Here is a 21752-nt window from a genome sequence, read left to right on the forward strand (position 1 = left end):
ATAAAACATGATTTTAACCTTCTGTTGAATCTTTCTGAGATTCGTCTCCTCCGTAGGCTTCCATCGCTTTTTTTATATTTATTATTTCTTTGAGTATTTCAATGTTTGCATCAATCTGATTATTATTCATATTTTCAAGAGATTCCACTATTTCATCCTTTGCGGAATTAAAATTGGTATTTAAATTATTCATCTGCTCCAAGGAAGAAAATTGTGCAAGCTGAGCCAACATGTCCTTATCTTCCATGGGATTTAAAGGATCCTGATGAGACATTTGCGTCATTAAAAGCCTTAAAAAAGCATCCTTATCCAACGAATTACTTTTTTCTGTTTGTTCGGTTTGTTCTTTTTCATCTTTGAACCAATATACCGGTTCATTGTTATTTACACCATCGACTGCCATTTTTACACCTCCTATGCCATTAAATCAAGTTTTCCGACTTCCGTATTCGATAAATTCTCAACGAACATAGAAGCATCATAATTACCAATTCCTTCTAAATTAACATTCTTCATTTTTACTTTTTTATTTCTCTTATTGCTGAAGAAATTATTTTTGCCTTCTTTTTCAAAATCACTGTTATTCCCTACATATACACTAAATGTTTTTATATCCAATCCTTGCTCTTTCAGCCCTTCTTGCAACTGGTTTATATTCATTTCCAGTAGCTCCTTGGTTCTAAAATTATCTACTACAGCTCTTGCTACGACAACTCCTTTCTCTACCTCTACTTTCAGAACCAATTCTCCCAGTATCTCGGGCTTAAGTTTTATTCTTACTTCCTGCTTGCCTTCGTTACCGTCATTTACCAAAATCTTGATTTTCTCTGCTACCTGCTCTATTATGTTTTCCTTGTTCACTTGGGGAATATCGTTTTTAAAAACATCAGATTCCTTTGAAACGGTATTATCATTTTTAATTAAGCTTAAAAATGATTCTCCCTTTGATTCTTTAATATTTGCTTCCTCTTCTGCCCCATCTTTGCTTTGATTATTTTCTTCCGACATTTCCATCTTTGATAAATTTTCCGTTTTCGGCTGCCTATCAACTTCTTGGGATACCTTTAACTGATTTTCATCCGCTTTTGTCGAATTGTTTAATACTTCTTTATCATTGTCTCCGGAAGTCTCCCCATTTTTCACATCATAATGGCCGTTAAAAACTGATTTGTTATTTACTGATTCATTGATTTTCTCAGTCGTGACATTATCCTTCACAATTTCTCCGTTTAGTGATTTTAACATTAAATCCAAATCATTCAGATCATCTTTCAAAAGAATGCCTCCATCAGTATTCTTTATTGCCTTTATGCTGTCCATCAACTCTCCGAATTTTTCTATTTTATCTTGGATAAGTTCCAAAATATTACCTTCTTCTTCCGGCTTTAAATTAACAACCATATCTTGGATATCCTCTATAATCTTCCTGCATTCCTTTAATGCATCTTTCGTGGATGAATCATCAAGTTTACTGGTATCAATATCTTCCAAAATACTGATAATATTTTGAAGAACAGAAAGAACAATGTCCTTATTTGTTAAAGTCCCATCCTCCGTTTCTTCATTATCTTCCAAAGGTTCGGCATCTTCAGTTTTAGTATCTTCCTTAATGTCATCAATGCCATTTTTCTCAATGCTTTTTTTAGGATTTACTTTTGAAATTATTTTACTCTTGGAATCATTACTTCCTTTATCTTCCATTCCATATTTGGATTTAACTTCATTCAACAGTTTCTCAAACTGTGAATTTACTCCGTGTTTTGTGTCTACTTTTCTTTTATTGGACGCCACAGCTGTTCCTATATCAAAAATTTTTAAATTTAATTCCTGCACTTTTTCACCTCCTTTCAATGTTAGTTAATTATATTTTAAGGTTTCGCCAGCATTTGAGTAAGTTCCGCAGCATTTTTCGCACTCATTGAACCCAATATTTCAGATACTGCAGACTTTTTCATCTTTCCAAGTACATCCAATACTATTGTGGAATCCGATATTTCAAATACAGGAGTTGAATCAACTTCAAACTTGGTAACTGTTTTATTATTCCCCATCATACTTTCTAAAATATTTCCTACATCTGAAGGATCCATTTTCTTATATACTTCCACCAATTCATCAATTTTTTTATTGTATTCACTGATAAATTTAATTCCTTCGCTCATTTTTTCAGCAACGTTTTGTTCTCTTCTTTGAAGTTGTTCTTCTTTCCTTACAGCCGATAAAATATCCTTCATAAAGTCTTCGTCTTCCATTCTTGACAGTATATCCGATGATTTTTTAATACTTAAATTTAAATAAATATCAGCCAGTTCTTCAATAGAATAAGTGTCTGTATTTCCTATTTCCTTTACACACACATCAACAGGTCGTAATTCATACAGCTTTGACAAATCTACATATTTATTTTTATCAGTTTCTTCTTTCAGCATCAAACTCTCAAGCTCACCTCTGCTTTTTTGATCCAATCCCGAAAGAATCTCATTTCTTATTCCTTCGTCTATATAATATAATATCTCTCCCGCTTTATCCTCATCCATATATTTAAGCATTTGAGGAAGCTTTCCTGCAAAATCTCCATCCTCTTTGCATCTTCTTTCAATTTCGTTTATAGCTAAATATGTATCCATATCTTCGAATCTTGATATTTCATCCTCTAATTGACTTTTTTCATCTTTTCGTATTTCATCATATATCGAAGAAAGGGAATTCTTTCTTAGATCCATATTTCTTACCAGCTTAAGTATACTCTCCGTTCCGGCAGAGGAAACATCATTCATTGTCTTGATAATATCATTAAATAATCCTTCATTATCCTTTTTAACTACATATAATTTATCGGCAGCCCTGTCAGCTTCAAGAGACAAATAATAATTCGCCATATATTTTCTCATCTCTTCTTTATTTTTTTCCGCAGGCTGATCTCCAAAATGAGAACCTATAAACTCCGGAACATTACTCAAAACACCGTTGACTTTTGTCTTAAATGTCTTGTTGTTGAAATATATTAAAACACCGGACACTAAAAACATTATTATAAATATCATAACTAATATTAAAACAATTCTTTTTTTGCCTTTTTTCTTGTTTTCTTCATTATTCTTTTCATTTACTGCATGCTCTGCGTTCTGCCTATATTTTTTTATATTTTGTTTTCTTTTTTCGCTTTTTATTTTCCCTGCCTTTTCCATTATAGTCCCCCTATCCTCGGGCGTTGGATCTGTAGCTGACCAAATTGTCAACAATTTTGTCTTCCGATAATTTTTCTAAATACAGATATTCTTCATGTTTATTTTCTTTTAGCCTTTCAAATATCTTCTTCTCTTTAGAAGCTTCAACAAGTTCTTCCTTTGACTTGTCCACATCTATTCTTTTATTAACTACTACATTTTCCTGCTTTTCAATTTTGTTCTTAAGATCATTTAGATATTTACTGTAAAGTTGCATATTTCCTATTTTAGTATTAGCAACTTCCTCATTTTTCTTTGTTTTCATATCTTCCTTATGGTCATAATATCCATTTAGTATATCTTCTTCTTTATTCAGTTCTTCTTTTAATTTACCATAATTCGCTTTTTTAACATTTTCCACAGTTGACTTATAATTCAGCACCTTATCAAATTTAAAATTAAACTTTTCCATATGCTTCACCTCTATACATGTTTAAGCTCATTTATTCTTTTGCTTATATTTAAAATCATTTCTTTAACATCAGAAAAAGTATAATTTTTCAACGTTTCTTGGGTAAGAAAATTGTTAATGTCATCAATAAGTTCAATTGCTATATCTATCTTTTTATTTGAACCTCTTTTATAAGCTCCGATATTTATTAAATCTTCGGCTTCTTTATATGTAGCTAACACATCCTTTATTTCATTAGCTCCCTGCATATGTTCTTTATCCACTATATTGGGCATTACTCTGCTTATACTTGCTAATATATCAATAGCAGGATAATGGTTTTGATTCGCCAATTTCCTTGACAAAACAATATGTCCGTCTAATATCCCTCTGACTGCGTCAGTTACAGGTTCATTCAAATCATCTCCGTCTACAAGGACAGTATATAATCCCGTTATCGTCCCTTTATCGGAAGTACCTGTACGCTCCAACAGTCTTGGAAGAACAGCAAACACGGATGGAGTAAACCCTCTGGTCACAGGAGGTTCTCCTGTTGCCAATCCGATTTCTCTTTGTGCCATTGCAAATCTTGTAAGAGAATCCATAAGAAGCATTACATTTTTTCCTTTATCTCTGAAATATTCCGCAATAGCCGTTGTAACCATTGCCCCTTTTACCCTTATAAGTGCAGGCTGATCCGATGTAGATACTACAACTACCGATTTTTTAAGACCTTCCTCCTTCAAATCATGTTCAATAAATTCTCTCACCTCTCTGCCTCTTTCACCTATAAGTCCTATAACATTTATATCAGCAGTGCTGTTTCTCGAAATCATTCCCATAAGAGTACTCTTTCCGACACCGCTTCCTGAAAATATTCCGATTCTTTGACCTTTACCGCAAGTTAATAATCCGTCAATCGCTTTTACTCCAAGAGGGAGAGGTTCTGATATAACCTTTCTTGTCAGAGGATTGGGAGGACTGCTATTAGCGGAATTATACTTTAAAGTTTTTATAGGACCCTTTCCATCAATCGGATTTCCCAATCCGTCTATTACTCTTCCAACCAATTCATCTCCTACATTTACCCTTAAAGAATTTCCGCTTGATACTACTGTACTTCCCGATGCTATTCCTTCCATCATCCCCAAGGGCATCAGAAGTATTTTATCTTCCTTAAATCCCACTACTTCAGCCAATACTGGAGTACTTTGGTTATGAGGGTATATATAGCATAACTCTCCCATGCTCACCATAGGCCCGGTAGATTCTATGGTAAGACCTGTAACCTTAGTTATGTTTCCCGAGTACTTAGTAAAATTTTTTTCTTCAACAGCCTTTATATACTTTTTTATATCTACCTTATCTATCATTCGTATCACTCGCTACTTAAAATATTATTTAATAATTTTTTTACTTCATTTATTTGATTTGTAAGACTTACATCGACACTTCCCTTGGACGTTTCTATAATACAGTCTCCTTTACCAAGATTGCTGTCGACTTTTACTTCCATTTCGTCAACAAGGCTTGCTCTGGATAATATATTTGCTTTAGACATTTCCACTATGTCATAATCATATTTGGAAACTATTACTGTAATATTTGCTACAGGCTTTAAACTTTCAATACCTTTTAAAACAAGGGATACAATCTGCTCTTTATTTTCATCCATTCTTTCGTACAATATCTTTTCACATATATCAATTACAAGGGATATTACATCTTTTTCTATGTCTTTATAGATAGAATCCCTTTTGCTTAAATAACCCTTTTTTATCTCAAGAGCCTCTTGGATCAAAATATCGGATTTTCTTTTTCCTTCTCCATATCCTTCTTCATATCCTTTTTTTGTCCCGTCTTCATATCCTTCTTCTGTTCCATCTTTATATCCCTTTTCATATCCTTCATTTTTACTCTCTTCAAGTATTTTCTTTGCTCTTTCATAAGTATCGTTTAAATAGTTTTCATTATCTCTGTTTGCCTTTTCTAAAATGGATTGAGCTTTTTCTTTAGCATCGTTAACAATGATATGATATTGTCTTTTAGCCTCTTCCAAAAGAACTTTCCTATCGGCAAGATTTTTATCCCTATAATCCTGAGAAACAATATTTTCTTCATCTAACTCTTCTTTTTCAATTATCCGAAAAGATTTTATAATTTTAGGCAATAATTTCATCTCCTCCCCTTGGAGTAATTATTTCGCCTTCCTCTTCTAATTTTCTTATCACATTAACTATATTCTGTTGAGCCTCTTCTATATCTCTCAGCCTTACAGGTCCCATAAAATCAATATCTTCTTTTATCATCTCAACAAGTCTCTTAGACATATTGGAAAATATAACTTCTTTTACATCCTGACTTGAACCTTTAAGAGCAATAGACCATTGACTATTTTCTACCTCTCTGACAACTCTTTGAATACTCTTGCTGTCAAGAGAAATGATATCTTCAAATACAAACATTCTCTTTCTTATTTCTTCGCTTAATTCTGCATCTTTAACATCCATCTCTTCCATAATATTCTTTTCAGTTCCTCTATCCACAGAATTCAAAATATCAACAACTGTTTGTATTCCCCCTGTCGCAGCAAAATCTTGAGATATCATGCTCGAGAATTTACTTTCCAATACTTTTTCTACCTTCTTTACTATCTCAGGGGAAGTGCTATCCATGATAGCAATCCTCCTTGTAACTTCAGATTGTTTTTCCTGAGGCAAATTCGACAAAATTTGCGCTGCCTGACTTGGCGATAAATAGGATAAAATCAGGGCAATAGTTTGGGGATGCTCATTTTGTATATAGTTTAACAGCTGGTTAATATCCGTTTTTTTGATAAACTCAAAAGGTCTCACCTGTAATGAGGAAGTAAGCTTGGATATAATATCCGTCGCCTTATCAGAGCCTAATGCTCTTTCCAAGATATCCTTCGCATAATTTATTCCGCCTTCTGAAATATACTCCTGTGCTAAACAAAGCTGATAAAAATCCTCTATTACCTCTTCCTTTTCTTCAGGGGATACCTTTCCTATGTTTGCTATTTCCAGAGTAAGTTCTTCCATTTCATCTTCGTCCAAATGCTTGAATATATCTGCTGAGCGCTGAGGCCCTAATGCAATTAGTAGTATAGCCGCCTTTTCTTTGCCTGTAAATTGTTTCTTTGGCATAAATGTCACTCCTATTCATTCAGCCATGTTCTCAATAGCTGCGCTACTGCATCTGGCTTCTTTTCAATAAACTTGTCAATTTGAGTTTTCATATCGGATTCTTTCTTATCAAAATCAATTTCCTCTGAAGGTTTCACTTCAGTATCTTCCTTTTCTAACTCATTTTCCTCTTCTAATTCATCTAACTCCATTTCCTCTTCTTTTTGCTTTCTCTTTCTATAAATCAAAAATCCGCCGGCTCCCGCAGCTGCCAAAGCACCTATTATCAGCCATAATAAAAGATGTGAATTTCCCTTATTTAACTCAGTGTTATCAGAACCCGAACTGAAGTTTTCAGCGCTAACTTGTACCTGTTTTGTATCTATTCCGGTAGCAGCATAAACCAATTTGGATATTTCATTCTTTTTTTCTTCAGTCATTTCTCCACTAGATAGTGCATTTTTATTTATAAGAACTGCCACAGTCACTCCTTCTACCTGTCCCGGAGTCTTTCTTATTTCCTTATTTATTTCATTTAATTCATAATTAATAGTCCGGCTTGCCTTATTATATTTACCATTTTGGTCTTCAGGCATCTGATAATCGGGGGGATTCTCTTCCGTTCCCGGAACCCCTTCGGCTTCGTCTCCAACCATATTCTCCTCTATTTCTTCCATACTTCTTACAAGTCCCTCTTCGCTTCCTTCAACAGGCGGAGAAAATTCAGTTATCTTACTATTTTCAACATCAAAATTAATTTTAAAACTGCTTCTTACGTCTACATTCCCATATCCGAACATATTCTCCAAGAAATTTCTAATACTTTCATTAGTTTTATTTTCAAGATTCTGTTGTATTGCATATTGATCACTCGTATCAGAACTCTGACCGTTTTCCTCATCTAAAAGCTGTCCCTGATCATCAACAAGAGAAACATTTTCGGGATTCATATTAACAGAACCTGCTACCAAATTTTTAATAGCTGTAATTTTTTCTTGTGACAAAGGAGTACTATCGCTTTTTTTCAAAAATACCGAAGCAGTAGTTTCTTGTTTATTATCTTCTACTACAAAGCCACTATCTTCTTTTTCATCTATGTACACCGTGGCACTCTCTACTCCGTCTATCTCAGATATGGTTGAAGCCAATTCATTCTGCAGTGCATACTTCATTCGTTCCTTTTTCTCATATTCAGTCATAGTCCAACTTGAATCATTAAAAGCATCGGTAAAATTATATCCTTCCTTCGGTAAACCGTAAGACGCCAATTCTATTTTTACCTTGTTTTTCATGCCTTTCGGGACAAGAATCGTTGTTTCTTTATCTCCGGTTTTCCATTCTATATTCAATTCATCAAGTTTCTTAGTAACTTCTCCCAAATCCTTTAAAGAAAGATCATCATATAATACCTCATATTTAGTTCTGGTAAAAATCAATACTAAGATTACAATACCTAAGATTACCAATAAAGCACTGATTCCTATCTTGATTTTTTTTTTCTTATCTGTTTTCTGCCAAAATTCAGTTAACTGATTCCTGATTTTTTGTATAGTTTCTCCCACCAAATCACCTCATTTCTTGCTACAAATATTATATTTGAATCCTCATGATTTCCTTATATGCTTCTACTACTTTATTTCTAACACTTAAAAGTAAATCCAAAGCTGTTCCTGCTTTTTCGGCTGCAATGGATACATCATGAAGGTTATCCAACTCTCCTGTGGCCGATAATTTCTTATATTCTTCCGATTGAACTTGTAAATCATTGACTTTATCCAAAGCATCTTTTAAATAATCTCCAAAGGAAATATCTTTATTATCATTTTTACTGTCATTTACTTTATCAGTATTATTAAGAAACGTATTATTAATTAAATCAATCGAATTTACTCCCACTTTTCTTCCCCCTATTCTTTCCCGATTTCCAATGCTTTCATCAACATTGTTTTAGTGGAATTCATCGCAGTGATATTTGCTTCATAAGCTCTTTGGGCATCTATCATATCTACCATTTCATTTATGACTTCCACATTCGGCATCTTCACATATCCATCTTCATCCGCCTCTGGGTTTCCCGGATCATAAACGAGTTTAAATGGGGTTGTATCTTCCACAATCTTACTTATTTTAACTCCTCCGTCGCTGTTTTCCGCTTTTTCATCACTAAATTTCGAAAGATATTCTGAAAACGGAGTATTTCTTATTTCCTTAAATACCGCCATCTGTCTCCTGTAAGGCATACCGCCTGCCGCTTGAGTAGTTTCGGCATTGGCAATATTCTTTGTTATTACATCTATTCTTGTTTTTTGTGCGGTTAACGCTGATGCACTAACATTGATCGAATCAAACACTCCCATTAGTATTTACTCCCTTCGCTTATTACTTTTTTTATTTTTGTATATTCATCACTTAATTGATCAAGTAGATTGCTATACAGTATCTCATTCTTCGATAACTCCGCTTCTTCTGTATCAATATTTACGTTATTGCCGTCAAAACGATATGATGTATCTTCATCCCTGTATACTTTTACGCCTTCGCCTTCTCTTGTGTATCCGTTATAGGGTATATGTTTTTCATCCGTAGTTGTAAGTTTCATCTTTTTATAATTTTCGGAAGCATTTTTCAAACAAGTTTGAAAATCCACATCCACCCTTTTATAATTCGGAGTACTACTGTTGGCAATATTTTGAGTTATCGCCTTATTCCTTAACCAAGATCCATCCAATGCCGTCTTTAAATAATCTGAATTTGAAAATAATTTTTCTAACACAATATCACCTCTGATAGATTAGATGTAAAATACATCTTTATTCTTCATTTTACCACATATTTCATCAATATTATCATGAATGTTTTATGAAATAAAACATTTTTCGATAAAAATCAACTTTTTTTACTTTTATATTTTTATATTCTTCATATTCTTCAAAACTCCTTCACAATGTCAAAAATATTACATGATATTTACCAAGATGGTACGTTAGACCCAGCAAAGTTCCAATATGTCTGGGAATTTATTCCCAAGCAATCAATCTATTTTATTACCTATAAATCCAATAAAAAAAATAGTAGGTTTTTCACCTACTATTGTGTTACTTTTTTTAATTCTTCTATTAATTTGTCATTTAATATTTTTATATGAGTACCTTTCATTCCCAGGGATCTCGATTCAATTACCCCTGCACTTTCAAATTTCCTTAGTGCATTAACTATTACGGAACGGGTAATCCCTACTCTATCCGCAATTTTACTTGCTACAAGAAGGCCCTCATCTCCATCTAATTCATTAAATATATGTTCTACGGCCTCAAGTTCCGAATATGACAAAGTTCCGATTGCCATCTGTACAACTGCTTGCTTTCTTGCTTCTTCTTCTACTTCGTCATTTTTGGATCTTAATATCTCCGTTCCCACAACTGTAGCACTGTATTCTCCCAGTACCAGATCATCCTCTGTAAACTCTTTCCCGTATCTTGATAGCACCAACGTTCCGAGCCTTACTCCACCGCTGTTAATAGGAATAATTGTAACTATTTTATCCGGATAATTACACTTGGATACTTGGTCAAAAACACATTCCGAAATTTCTTTAACATTCTCTTTAGTTTCTACTACTCTCAATAAGTCATCGTTATACTTATCCGGAAATTTTTTACCTTTTACCACTTCGTTTTCAATTATATCACAGTCATATCCGGAAATCAGCTCATATCCTAACACTCTTCCCTTCCTGCTGGCTATATATACATTCGCATCCAATATATCACTCAATATCTTGCTCAACTCCGGAAATGATACTGGCTTAGACCCTGAATTCTGTATGGATTTATTCAATCTTCTGGTTTTTTGCAATAAACTTTCACTCATATTTATATCCTCCTCATCATAATATATACTTTGATACGTCTTTTTCTTGTATCTCATTTATAAGTTTTTCTTTCACATATCTTTTGTCTATTACTATCTTTTTTTCCTTTATATCCGGGGCGTCAAAAGATATATCCTCAAGTAATTTCTCTAAAACCGTATATAGTCTTCTTGCTCCGATATTTTCAAATTGTTCATTGGATATAAAGGCGACCCTTGCGATTTCCTTCAACGCACCGTCCGTAAATGACAAATCTATCCCTTCTGTTTTAAAAAGCAATTCATATTGTTTCGTCAAGGCATTTTTAGGAGCGGTCAATATTTCTTCAAAATTCTTTTCAGTCAAACTTTCCAATTCTACTCTAATAGGAAATCTTCCCTGAAGTTCAGGAATCAAATCACTTACCTTGGATACATGAAATGCTCCTGCTGCAATAAACAAAATATGATCGGTCTTGACGGGGCCATACTTAGTAACAACAGTACTTCCCTCTATAATAGGGAGTATATCCCTCTGGACTCCCTCCCTTGACACATCAGGACCAGAATCATATCCCTTTCCTGCAATTTTGTCAATTTCATCAATAAATATTATGCCATTCTCCTGAGCACTTTTTATCCCGGAATCAATAACTTCGTCCATATCTATCAATTTCTGCGCTTCCTGAGACCCTATAATCTTTCTTGCTTCTTTAATAGTAACCTTTCTTTTCTTAGTTTTCTTTGGAACCAAATCTCCAAATACATCATTCATATTTATATTTAACTCTTCCATTCCAAGTCCGCTAAAAAATCCAATGGACGAATTAGGACTCTCCTCTACTTCAATTTCTATTATCTTATCATCTAACTCCCCATTTCTTAACTTTTTCCTGACTTCATTTCTTCTGATTTGTATATTATTATCCTCTTCATTATCGCTCTTACATTCGCTACCTTCTTTTTCTTCAGTATTGCCAAATATTATATTCAAAGGATTAATATTGCTTCCCTTTCTTCTCCTGGAAGGAATTAATAATTCAACTATTTTTTCATCAGCTAAAATTTTTCCTTTATCATAAACTTGCTCAATTTTTTTATTCTTGATTATTCTAATAGCTTCTTCCACTAAATCTCTTATCAGAGAATCAACATCTCTTCCCACATACCCTACTTCGGTGAATTTCGTTGCTTCAGCCTTAATAAAGGGAGCATCAACCAATTTAGCAAGCCTTCTGGCAATTTCGGTCTTTCCCACTCCCGTAGGACCAATCATCAAAATGTTTTTAGGCTTAACTTCATTTCTAAATTCCTCATCGAGCAAATTTCTTCTATATCTGCTTCTCAAGGCTATAGCTACGGCTTTTTTCGCCTTCTCTTGCCCTATAATATACTTATCTAATTCTTCCACTATTTCCTTAGGCGTTAACTCTGCCATTTAAATCACACTCCTTAAAGAACTTCAACGGATATATTATCGTTAGTGTAAACACATATGGTGGATGCAATTTGTAGAGATTCTTTGACTATGTCTTCAATGTCCATTTCAGTATGTTTCAGTAAAGCCTTTCCAGCCGCCAAAGCATAATTCCCTCCTGAACCAATACTTGCAATTCCATCATCAGGTTCAATAACTTCTCCGCTTCCAGAAACAATCAGAAGATTTTCATTATCTCCCGCTATAAGCATGGCTTCAAGTTTTCTTAATACCTTATCCCTTCTCCATTCCTTTGCCAACTCTACGGCAGCTCTTAACAGATTCCCTCCATACTGTTCCAACTTTTCTTCCAACATTTCAGCTAAAGTCATAGCATCTGCAACAGATCCTGCAAACCCAATAACCACTTTATTATTATATATCTTTCTAACCTTTTTTGCGGTACTTTTCATTATGGTATGTTCACCTGCTGTCACTTGTCCATCACCAGCTATAGCTATTTTCCCATTTTTTCGTATTGCTATGATAGTAGTTCCTCTAAGCATTTAAATCCACTCTCCTATAAATTCTCTGCAAACAAATGAAATGGTATCATACTTTCATTAAAATATCAAGAAGAAAATAAAATATTTTCAGAATATTTTATTTTCTTCTTGATAGATTTAATTATTTATTGTTTTCATGACGAACATAATCACAGTCTTTATTTATGCATTTTATTAAAATTCCATTTTTATTTTTTTTCTGTACAAGCACACTCCCGCATTTAGGGCATTTTTCGTTTATTGGTTCATCCCAAGATAAAAAATTACAATTGGGAAAGTTGCTGCAGCCATAAAAAGTTCTCCCTTTTTTGGATCTTCTCCTCACTATTTTCCCTCCGCAAAGAGGACAGGAAACATTTATTTCCTTAACCAAAGGCTTTGTATTTTTACATTCGGGATACCCGGGACAAGCTAAAAATTTTCCGTATCTTCCATGTTTTATAACCATATTTCTCCCGCATTTTTCACATTTAATATCCGTTTCCTCATCTTTAATTTCAATTTCAGCCATTTCCTTTTCCGCTACATCCAAAGATACTTTAAATTCTTTATAAAAATCCTCTACAAGCTTCTTCCATTTATAATTTCCTTCTGCTATTTTATCCAGCTTTTCTTCCATATCGGCAGTAAATTCCTCATTAATTATGTCTTTAAAGAACTCTTTCATTAAATCATTAACAAGTATTCCAAGTTCCGTAGGCTTAAAATATTTTCTCTCAAGTATTACATATTCCCTGCTTAATATAGTACTTATTATGGGAGAATATGTACTCGGTCTTCCTATCCCTAATTCTTCCATAGTCTTTATAAGAGTTGCTTCCGTATATTGAGCTGGAGGTTGAGTAAAATGCTGATTTGGTAAAATTTCTTTAACATTAAGCCTTTCTCCCTCATCTAAAGGTGGTATATTAGTATCTCTTTCTTTCTCATCTATACTTTCATAAAGTTTTAAAAAACCATCGAATTTTAATATAGATCCGGCAGCTTTAAATATATAGTTACCGCAATTTATCTTAACGGACAATGTATTATATAAAGCCGCACTCATCTGGCTTGAAACAAATCTGTTCCATATCATCTTATATAATTTATATTGGTCAGACGTTAAGGAGTCCTTAATGGTGTTGGGCGTTCTCAAAATATGTGTAGGCCTTATGCTTTCATGTGCATCCTGGACCTCTTTTGAATTTTTATGGAATCTTCTTCCTCCCGAACTATATTCTTTCCCATATTCCTTTACAATATAATCATCAGCGGATTTAATAGCTTCTTCGGATATCCTTGTGGAATCCGTTCTCATATAAGTTATAAGCCCTACAAATCCTTCTCCTTTAATTTCAATTCCTTCATACAATTGCTGAGCTATTATCATGGCTTTTTTAGTGGAAAATCCCAGTTTCTTAGTTGCATCCTGCTGCAAGGTACTTGTTATATAAGGAGGATAGGGATTTCTTTTTTTGGTACCAGCCTTGATTTCTTTTACATAGAATTCGTCTTTTTTCAATTCCTTTAGAATATTATCCGTTTCTTCCTTGTTCTTTAACTCTAATTTTCTTTCCTTTCCGTCTTTCAATTCTCCATAAAAATTTGCCTCAAAAGAATCCTTCCCCTTTAGAAATATCGCTTTAATTGTCCAGTATTCCTGAGGAATAAATCCCTTTATCTCCTTTTCTCTGTCACATATTAATTTTACAGCTACGGATTGAACTCTTCCTGCACTTAATCCTTTCCTTATCTTCTTCCAAAGAAGAGGACTTATTTTATATCCTACCAATCTGTCCAATATCCTTCTTGCCTGCTGGGCATCAACCAGGTCTATATTAATAGGTCTTGGCTTTTTGACTGATTGCTGAATAGCCGATTTGGTTATTTCATTAAATTCTATTCTAACAGGTTCTTTTTCATCTATATTAAGTAAATGAGCCAGATGCCACGATATAGCTTCTCCTTCTCTGTCCGGGTCCGTCGCAAGATAGATATTGTCGGATTTTTTGGCTTCATCTTTCAATTCTTTTATTATTGGCCCCTTCCCTCTGATAGTTATATATTTAGGCTCAAAATTATTTTCAATATCAACTCCCAGATCGCTTTTAGGCAGATCTCTGACATGGCCTACAGATGCCTTTACCTTATAGTTCTTCCCCAAAAACTTTCCTATGGTCTTTGCCTTTGCAGGAGATTCAACTATCACCAGATTCTTTTGCAATGTTTAACACCTCCGTATATTTTAATCTCTATGATAATGTGAAAATCTTTCCTCCTAATTCTCTTATCATTCCCTTTAATTGCAGTGCAGTAAGGACACTGTTAACAGTAGAAATATCCAATCCTGTCATATATACTATATCATTACAATAAACTGGTTTTTCAACTATACATTTTAAAATTTTTGCTTCATTCTCCTCAAGCTTTGAAAAATCTATTTCTCCTTTTTTGGATACCTTTATAACTTTTTCTTTAAGCTCCGATATTTCTTCCAATATGTCGTCAATGTCCATTACAATTTTTGCTCCATCTTTAATCAACCTGTTAGTTCCTCTGCTAAAAATGCTGTTGATATTTCCGGGAACCGCAAATACTTCTCTTCCCTGATCTGCTGCAAAGTTAGCCGTAATTAAGGAACCGCTTCTTTCACCAGCTTCGACTATTATTACTCCCAAAGACAGACCGCTGATTATTCTGTTCCTCTGGGGAAAATTATGAGAGAAAGGTTTAGTATCTATGGGGAACTCGGAGATTACCGCTCCCGAATTTTCTATTTCATAAAAAAGTTTTTCATTATTCTTGGGATATATTTCATTAATTCCAGAACCAAGAACCGCTATGGTTCTTCCTCCTTCCTTTAAGGCTCCCTTATGAGCCTCCGTATCTATCCCTCTTGCCAATCCGCTGACTATTGTCACTCCAATTTTTGCTAACTCTCCGGAAATTTTTTCACTTGCCCATTTTCCATAGGAAGTAGCTTTTCTTGAGCCGACTATAGCTAAAGACAGATTATCTTCATCTTTAAATTTTCCTTTAGTATATATTAAAGCAGGACTGTCATCAATGTTTCTCAACCTTTCAGGATAGTCTTCATCTAAGACAGTTATTATTTCCACATCTAATTTTTTTATTTTATCCAAAATTTTTTCCAAATAATCTTCATTTCTGTAAGAAATCAATTTGTTCTTAATTTCATATTTTAGCCCTTCCATATTCATTATTTCTCTTGCAGGCACAGTCCATAGCAACGTTATATCTTTAAAATATTCAATCAAGTATTCAATTGTCTTATTCCTCATGTACAAACTATTCAACCAGACTAAAATATCCTTGTGGGAAAAATTTTTCATATATTCATCCCCTTACCTCCAGTATTTTTGTTCCAAATTTCTATACTGAATAGCCTCCAATATATGATTATCCTCTATAAACTCCTTTCCGTCTAAGTCAGCAATAGTTCTTGAAACTTTCAATATCTTATTGTAGCTTCTGGCGCTAAATTTAAATTTTTTAAATGCTTCTTTAATTATATCTTCAGCCTTTTTGTCTAAAAGGCAATATTTCTTTATATTCTTAGGAGATAACATGGAATTGCTATAAATCCTTTCATCTTTATATCTTTTGACTTGACGTTCTCTTGCAATATTCACTCTCTCCCTTATTATCAACGAAGATTCTTCTTTTCCTTTCCCAATTAAATCCTTATATTTAACGGGAAGCACTTCCACATGAATATCTATTCTATCAAGCAGCGGACTGCTTATCCTATTTAAATACCTGTCAATACTTATCTGGCTGCAATTACAGGGGTGATATGGATCTCCGTAATGACCGCAGGGACACAAGTTCATAGCACCTATAAGCATAAACTGGGCAGGATATGTAAGAGTCGCATTTGCTCTTGAAATCGTTACTACTCCATCCTCCATTGGTTGCCGAAGTACTTCCAATACGTTTTTGTGAAACTCGGGCAATTCATCTAAAAACAAAACTCCGTGATGGGCCAATGATATCTCTCCCGGTTTAGGTATTCTGCCTCCTCCAATTAAAGAAACCGGTGACGCAGTATGATGAGGTGCCCTGAAAGGCCTTTTCATTAATAACGAATTATCCTTCAGCAGTCCTGCCACACTATAAATCTTGGTAACTTCTATAGCTTCGTCAAAAGATAATTTCGGTAAAATCCCGGGAAGTCTTTTGGCTGCCATAGTTTTACCCGAACCAGGAGGCCCGATTATAAGAATATTATGTGCTCCCGCCGCAGCTACCTCCAATGCCCTCTTAAGCCCTTCTTGGCCCTTAATATCGCTAAAGTCTTCATCAAATTCATCTTCATTGTGAAAAAGTTCTTCCCTTTTCTTTTTATAGGGCACTATGGCTTTTTCGTTATTTAAAAATTCAACTGTATCCTTTAGGCTTTTAACGGGAAAAACATTGATATCATTTATCAAAGAACATTCGTCCCTGTTGCCGTAAGGCAGAACTACATTTTTTATTCCCATCTCTCTTAAGGAAATAATCATTGGAAGGGCTCCTTCAATTTTATTAACTATTCCTTCTAATGTCAACTCCCCTATAAAAGCAGTATGTTTATGATTGTCAAATTCCTTAATTATTTCCATAGCCTTAAGTATCCCCACTGCTATAGCCAAATCCAATTGAGAACCTTCTTTTTTCAATACTGCAGGAGCCAAATTAATCGTTATTCTACTTAAAGGAAATACATATCCGGAATTTTTTATAGCGGTCCGGACTCTTTCCTTAGATTCTTTTATCGATGTATCGGGAAGACCGACTATATTGAATAGGGGAAGTCCCCTTGATAAATCAGCTTCCACTTCTACGATGTATCCTGAAAGCCCTTGAAGAACACATGTGTTTGTTTTTGAGTACATAATTCTTTCCCCTTTATATTTTTATTCCCCGGGTTATAAGTAATATTATGTATTTTTCGCTATTCTCTAATAGAAAACATTTTTTATATGGTTTATTCTGTCATTTTCGTTAAAATATACTTCAATTATATCAAATCGCATTTGATAATTCGTCAAATTTTTTAGCCTCATATAATGCAAAGATGTATTTATAATTTTGTTTCTCTTATGAGAATTAACTGCCTCATAAGGATATCCATAATTACAGTTGCTTCGAGATTTAACTTCAATAAAAATAATTACATCTTCCTTTACCGCAATTAAATCAATTTCTCCCGTTTTTACGGAAAAATTTCTTTCAATTATTTCATACCCCTTTGAAATGAGATAATTGCATGCTAAATTTTCTCCTCTTTTCCCTTTTTTTACATTATTCATGACTTTCTCCTCTATACATATTTAAATTATATATATAAGCAATTATCTCAGCTACAGCCTCATATAACTCCTGAGGAATTTCCATTCCCATTTCCAATTTCATCAGATTGTCCGCTACATCTTCATCTTCATATATTTCCACTTTATTTTCTTTAGCTATTTCAATAATCTTTTCAGCAATATGTCCTCTTCCCTTGGCGACAACTATAGGGGCTGAATTATCCTTATTATATTTTAAAGCTACAGCGCTTTTTCTTTTCTCTTTCATATTCTACACCTTTAAATCTATATAGAAAAAAGGTTTGTCATTGACAATTAATTTCTTAAATAAATTTGAATTTCCCTCTGAAGTGTAAGTAATATTATTTATCTTAAAACCTTTTTCCATAAGCTTATTTTTTAAATCTTCTTCATTTTCCTTAAATAAATAATAATAGTCATCATCTATATTAAAATTCACATCCATAGTTCTGTTCATAACAAAACAATACACCTTAACGTTTCCTATATTGCTCATATTAAGATTTATAAAAATAGTTATATTCTTTAAATTACTCTTTTTTTCTTTCCCTTTTTTTGACAAAAAAGATATCATACCCAATCTTTCATCTTTTGAATACAACGGTATATAATAAAAGCTTATTTTATCATTCAATTCATTTAAAAAACTTATCTTGTCATTCAATTCTTTTATTATTTCCTCTTTTTCTTCCATGCCTATATTACTTTTTAAATATTTATGGTTTACCAACTCAATTTTATAATTCAGTTCCTCATAATAATTTTTTATTTCATCTCCATCAAGTTTTGCTATATTAAGGCCCAGCTTTTTTAATTCATTATATAAGGAAATGTCAATTTTTTCAACAGATTTTAAGAAATTTTCTGAAAAAAGCCTTTCACCCTTTTCTATCTTCATTATAAATTCAATGTTTCTTAAGGAAGGAACTATATTATGTTTTACCATAAATGCTATTTGTTTTATAAAATTTGAATCTATATTTCTATCTTCAAAAAAAGATTTTATCTTATTTTCAATAAATAAACTTTTCCCATTTTCTTCAATTCCTTCATCATTAACTTCATCATTAATAAGGGAATTGTTATCCTCGTTCGTTACCATATCTTTTCTACTATCATTTTTCACTGTCAATATTTTGCTCTTTATATCCTCTTTATCAATAAGAACATTTTCATGGGATAAATTTCTGCTGTATGCAGAAAATACGTTTTTTTCTCCTGTCGGACTATCATTTTTAAATTCAGAATAACTCCCAATTTTCTCTTCTTTATCATCCGATGACTCATCTCTGATAACTACAAAATTTCTTATATCTTCCTCAAAATCATCATTCCCGTCATTAACATTTATGATATTTTCATTCTCTTTTAAATTTAATATTTTATAAACCCTATCAAGAATTTTAATTCCCTTCTGAAGAGTATTTTCATTTATAGGCACATCATATTCCGACAAGGCCTTTAAAAATTTCATAGAAATACCATCTTCTTCTATATCATATTCTTTGAGTATAGATTTAAGATAATTTTCTTCTTCCTTTAATAACGAAGGTCCTATATTTTGTTCACCTTCCTTATATAAAGGAGTAATAACAACAGTGTCTCCATTAATTTCTTTAACATAATAATCCATTCTGCTGTTTTTAAACTGAGACATATCCATAAGTGATTTTGTTACAACTTGTCCATATTTTTCAATATTTAGTATTACCTTATCACCAATTATGTCGACAATGTCTCCTTGGATGATATCTCCTTCTTTGATCAAATTATTAAATTTTAACAAATTCCTGTCAACAGGCAAATTAAATTCAATTTTCATATTGCGTATCCCCATTAAATAATATTTTTCAAAAATGTCATTCTATGAATGGGAGAAGGACCAATTTTTTTTATTGCCTCCCTGTGTTCCTTTGTTCCGTATCCTTTATTTTGGGCTATATTATATCCCTTATACTCCTTGTCCCATTTTAAGCATTCCTTATCCCTATATACCTTAGCCACAATAGATGCACAAGCAATGCCATAGCATTTATCATCACCCCTTATTATACCCTTCTGATCAATGGGTAAATCAATGTTTTCCGCATCAATAAGTATATAATCGGGAATAACGGTTCTATCATCCTTCCCTTTCAAATTAAGTACCGCTTGTTTCATAGCAAGCCGGGTAGCTTGTTTTATATTGATTTCATCAATTACGTGACAATCTGCTCTTCCTATACCTACGGCTACGGCTCTGTCTAAGATCTTAGGATACAGTTCTTCTCTTTTTTTAGCCGACAGCTTCTTTGAATCCCTAATTCCTTCTATAAGGGGACCTTCCTTAGGCATAATAACGGCACACGCTATTACGTCTCCTGCAAGGCATCCCCTTCCTACTTCATCAATACAGGCAATATTTTTGAATCCTTTATTTGTCAATTCATCTTCAAATGGAATCATACTTATCCCTCCAAGTCTTCCGGCATTTCCAATGTAACTCTGCCGATACGTCCCTTTCTGAAATCGTCAAGTACCATATTACATACCTTCTCATAATCAATTTCTTCTCCCCGCAATATGCATCCCCTTTTATAAGCAATACTGTTAAGTATATCTATGGAAGAAACATTTTCTATATCTACTTCATACCGCTCTTTCAGCAGTTGAGGATATAATCTTTTAAGGCTCTCAATTAACTTTAAGGCGAGAGTTTGAACATCCAGTACTTCATCCTTTATTGCACCTGTAAAAGCTAAATTTAATGATGTATTTTCATCCTCAAACTTAGGCCATAATATTCCCGGAGTATCTAAAAGCTCCATATTATCCTTAATTTTTATCCATTGATTTCCCTTGGTTACACCTGGCCTATTTCCGGTCTTCGTCCCTTTTCTTCCCGAAATAGTATTGATCAAAGTAGATTTTCCTACATTAGGTATTCCCAAGACCATAACCCGTATAGGCTTATTTTTTATACCTTTTTTCTGTAAATTTTTTCTTTTTTCTTCAGTAATCTCATAGGACAACTTTATCAATTCGTTCAGTCCTCTATTATTCATTAAATCCATGAATACAATAGGAAATCCGCTTTTTTTAAAATAATTCTTCCATTTTCTATTTCCTTCTTCACTACTTAAATCACTTTTATTAAATATGGTTATCTTAGGTTTATTTCCTATTATGGAATCTATATCCGGGTTTTTACTGCTTAAAGGTATTCTTCCATCTAAGAGCTCATATATAATATCTACCAAAGTTAAATTTTTTTTAATAGATTCTTTTGTTTTTTTCATATGACCTGGATACCAATTTATATTCATAAAATCACCCACTGTTTTATACTATTTATCTTAATAAACAAATATTGGGACTATCCAGTCCCAATACATTAATAATTCGTCTTCTCTCTAACTTTAGCAGCTTTTCCTTGTCTGCCTCTTAAGTAATATAATTTAGCCCTTCTTACTTTACCTTTTCTCGTAACCACAATCTTCTCAATTCTGGGAGAATGTAAAGGGAACGTTCTCTCAACTCCAACACCATAAGATATTCTTCTTACAGTGAAAGTCTCTCTCGAACTTCCGCCCTGTCTCTTGATAACAATACCTTCAAATACCTGAATTCTTTCACGATTACCTTCTTTTATCTTATAATGAACCTGAACGGTATCTCCTACACTAAATGCGGGGATATCCTTTTTAATTTGTTCTTCTTCTATCATTTTAATTATATTATTCATAATCATACCCTCCCTTCTCCATAGATGTTCTTACATATTATGCAGAGGACCATCCGTAATTCAAAATACGAAGTGTATTATAGCATATAAACAATGAAATTGCAAATATTTTAT

At 33.3% G+C, this 21752-nt stretch carries 23 protein-coding genes; all 23 read right to left on the reverse strand.

What is annotated here, in order from left to right; all coding sequences use genetic code 11:
* Nucleotides 1-13: 13 nt before the first annotated feature.
* The 23 genes from PP176A_RS01990 to rplS all read right to left on the reverse strand — a co-directional run bounded on the left by PP176A_RS01990 (nucleotide 14) and on the right by rplS (nucleotide 21638).
* Nucleotides 14-403 carry a flagellar hook assembly protein FlgD gene (locus tag PP176A_RS01990; RefSeq protein WP_071138765.1) on the reverse strand — a complete coding sequence of 130 codons (390 nt, stop codon included), beginning with the start codon at nucleotides 401-403 and terminating at the stop codon, nucleotides 14-16.
* Between the two features lie 11 nt (nucleotides 404-414).
* On the reverse strand, nucleotides 415-1833 hold the full coding sequence (locus PP176A_RS01995) for a flagellar hook-length control protein FliK (protein ID WP_071138766.1): 1419 nt from the start codon (nucleotides 1831-1833) through the stop codon (nucleotides 415-417).
* Between the two features lie 35 nt (nucleotides 1834-1868).
* Nucleotides 1869-3188 carry a MotE family protein gene (locus PP176A_RS02000; RefSeq protein ID WP_071138767.1) on the reverse strand — a complete coding sequence of 440 codons (1320 nt, stop codon included), beginning with the start codon at nucleotides 3186-3188 and terminating at the stop codon, nucleotides 1869-1871.
* Between the two features lie 10 nt (nucleotides 3189-3198).
* Nucleotides 3199-3639, reverse strand: a complete 441-nt coding sequence (fliJ, locus tag PP176A_RS02005) for a flagellar export protein FliJ (protein ID WP_071138768.1) — start codon at nucleotides 3637-3639, stop codon at nucleotides 3199-3201.
* Nucleotides 3640-3650: 11 nt separating this feature from the next.
* The gene (fliI, locus tag PP176A_RS02010; RefSeq protein WP_071138769.1) at nucleotides 3651-4991 is read right to left on the reverse strand and encodes a flagellar protein export ATPase FliI; all 1341 of its coding nucleotides are present in this window, start codon (nucleotides 4989-4991) and stop codon (nucleotides 3651-3653) included.
* A 5-nt stretch (nucleotides 4992-4996) separates the two neighbouring features.
* Entirely contained in the window at nucleotides 4997-5788 is a 792-nt protein-coding gene (locus PP176A_RS02015; RefSeq protein ID WP_159429022.1) for a FliH/SctL family protein, read from the reverse strand.
* Nucleotides 5781-6785 (reverse strand): flagellar motor switch protein FliG, encoded by a 1005-nt coding sequence (gene fliG, locus PP176A_RS02020; protein ID WP_071138771.1) that lies wholly within the window; start codon nucleotides 6783-6785, stop codon nucleotides 5781-5783. Before fliG ends, PP176A_RS02015 begins: the two co-directional genes overlap by 8 nt.
* Before the next feature lie 11 nt (nucleotides 6786-6796).
* The gene (gene fliF, locus PP176A_RS02025) at nucleotides 6797-8326 is read right to left on the reverse strand and encodes a flagellar basal-body MS-ring/collar protein FliF (RefSeq protein ID WP_071138772.1); all 1530 of its coding nucleotides are present in this window, start codon (nucleotides 8324-8326) and stop codon (nucleotides 6797-6799) included.
* A 28-nt stretch (nucleotides 8327-8354) separates the two neighbouring features.
* Complete coding sequence (fliE, locus tag PP176A_RS02030) at nucleotides 8355-8660, reverse strand: flagellar hook-basal body complex protein FliE (RefSeq protein WP_071138773.1); 306 nt, start codon at nucleotides 8658-8660, stop codon at nucleotides 8355-8357.
* An 11-nt stretch (nucleotides 8661-8671) separates the two neighbouring features.
* Nucleotides 8672-9121 carry a flagellar basal body rod protein FlgC gene (flgC, locus tag PP176A_RS02035; protein ID WP_071138774.1) on the reverse strand — a complete coding sequence of 150 codons (450 nt, stop codon included), beginning with the start codon at nucleotides 9119-9121 and terminating at the stop codon, nucleotides 8672-8674.
* Complete coding sequence (gene flgB / locus PP176A_RS02040; RefSeq protein ID WP_071138775.1) at nucleotides 9121-9537, reverse strand: flagellar basal body rod protein FlgB; 417 nt, start codon at nucleotides 9535-9537, stop codon at nucleotides 9121-9123. Before flgB ends, flgC begins: the two co-directional genes overlap by 1 nt.
* A 314-nt stretch (nucleotides 9538-9851) precedes the next feature.
* A complete protein-coding gene (codY, locus tag PP176A_RS02045) occupies nucleotides 9852-10634 on the reverse strand; it encodes a GTP-sensing pleiotropic transcriptional regulator CodY (protein ID WP_071138776.1) in 783 nt (260 codons plus the stop codon).
* A 16-nt stretch (nucleotides 10635-10650) separates the two neighbouring features.
* On the reverse strand, nucleotides 10651-12051 hold the full coding sequence (gene hslU / locus PP176A_RS02050) for an ATP-dependent protease ATPase subunit HslU (protein ID WP_071138777.1): 1401 nt from the start codon (nucleotides 12049-12051) through the stop codon (nucleotides 10651-10653).
* A 14-nt stretch (nucleotides 12052-12065) separates the two neighbouring features.
* The gene (gene hslV / locus PP176A_RS02055) at nucleotides 12066-12596 is read right to left on the reverse strand and encodes an ATP-dependent protease subunit HslV (RefSeq protein ID WP_071138778.1); all 531 of its coding nucleotides are present in this window, start codon (nucleotides 12594-12596) and stop codon (nucleotides 12066-12068) included.
* Between the two features lie 121 nt (nucleotides 12597-12717).
* On the reverse strand, nucleotides 12718-14802 hold the full coding sequence (gene topA, locus PP176A_RS02060; RefSeq protein WP_071138779.1) for a type I DNA topoisomerase: 2085 nt from the start codon (nucleotides 14800-14802) through the stop codon (nucleotides 12718-12720).
* Between the two features lie 28 nt (nucleotides 14803-14830).
* Complete coding sequence (gene dprA / locus PP176A_RS02065) at nucleotides 14831-15931, reverse strand: DNA-processing protein DprA (protein WP_071138780.1); 1101 nt, start codon at nucleotides 15929-15931, stop codon at nucleotides 14831-14833.
* Nucleotides 15932-15943: 12 nt separating this feature from the next.
* Nucleotides 15944-17476, reverse strand: coding sequence for a YifB family Mg chelatase-like AAA ATPase (locus PP176A_RS02070; protein ID WP_071138781.1), 1533 nt, complete (start codon nucleotides 17474-17476; stop codon nucleotides 15944-15946).
* A gap of 66 nt (nucleotides 17477-17542) precedes the next feature.
* Nucleotides 17543-17893 (reverse strand): YraN family protein, encoded by a 351-nt coding sequence (locus PP176A_RS02075; protein WP_071138782.1) that lies wholly within the window; start codon nucleotides 17891-17893, stop codon nucleotides 17543-17545.
* Nucleotides 17886-18161 (reverse strand): EscU/YscU/HrcU family type III secretion system export apparatus switch protein, encoded by a 276-nt coding sequence (locus tag PP176A_RS02080; RefSeq protein ID WP_071138783.1) that lies wholly within the window; start codon nucleotides 18159-18161, stop codon nucleotides 17886-17888. The genes PP176A_RS02075 and PP176A_RS02080 overlap by 8 nt, the downstream gene beginning before the upstream one ends.
* 3 nt (nucleotides 18162-18164) lie before the next feature.
* Complete coding sequence (locus PP176A_RS02085; RefSeq protein ID WP_071138784.1) at nucleotides 18165-19736, reverse strand: hypothetical protein; 1572 nt, start codon at nucleotides 19734-19736, stop codon at nucleotides 18165-18167.
* A 14-nt stretch (nucleotides 19737-19750) separates the two neighbouring features.
* Nucleotides 19751-20359 (reverse strand): ribonuclease HII, encoded by a 609-nt coding sequence (locus PP176A_RS02090; RefSeq protein WP_083381731.1) that lies wholly within the window; start codon nucleotides 20357-20359, stop codon nucleotides 19751-19753.
* A gap of 2 nt (nucleotides 20360-20361) precedes the next feature.
* Nucleotides 20362-21219 carry a ribosome biogenesis GTPase YlqF gene (gene ylqF / locus PP176A_RS02095; protein ID WP_071138786.1) on the reverse strand — a complete coding sequence of 286 codons (858 nt, stop codon included), beginning with the start codon at nucleotides 21217-21219 and terminating at the stop codon, nucleotides 20362-20364.
* A gap of 68 nt (nucleotides 21220-21287) precedes the next feature.
* On the reverse strand, nucleotides 21288-21638 hold the full coding sequence (rplS, locus tag PP176A_RS02100; RefSeq protein WP_071138787.1) for a 50S ribosomal protein L19: 351 nt from the start codon (nucleotides 21636-21638) through the stop codon (nucleotides 21288-21290).
* Between the last annotated feature and the right edge of the window lie 114 nt (nucleotides 21639-21752).

Origin of the sequence: Sporanaerobacter sp. PP17-6a (genome assembly GCF_900095615.1) — a bacterium.
Classification (GTDB): domain Bacteria; phylum Bacillota; class Clostridia; order Tissierellales; family Acidilutibacteraceae; genus Acidilutibacter; species Acidilutibacter cellobiosedens.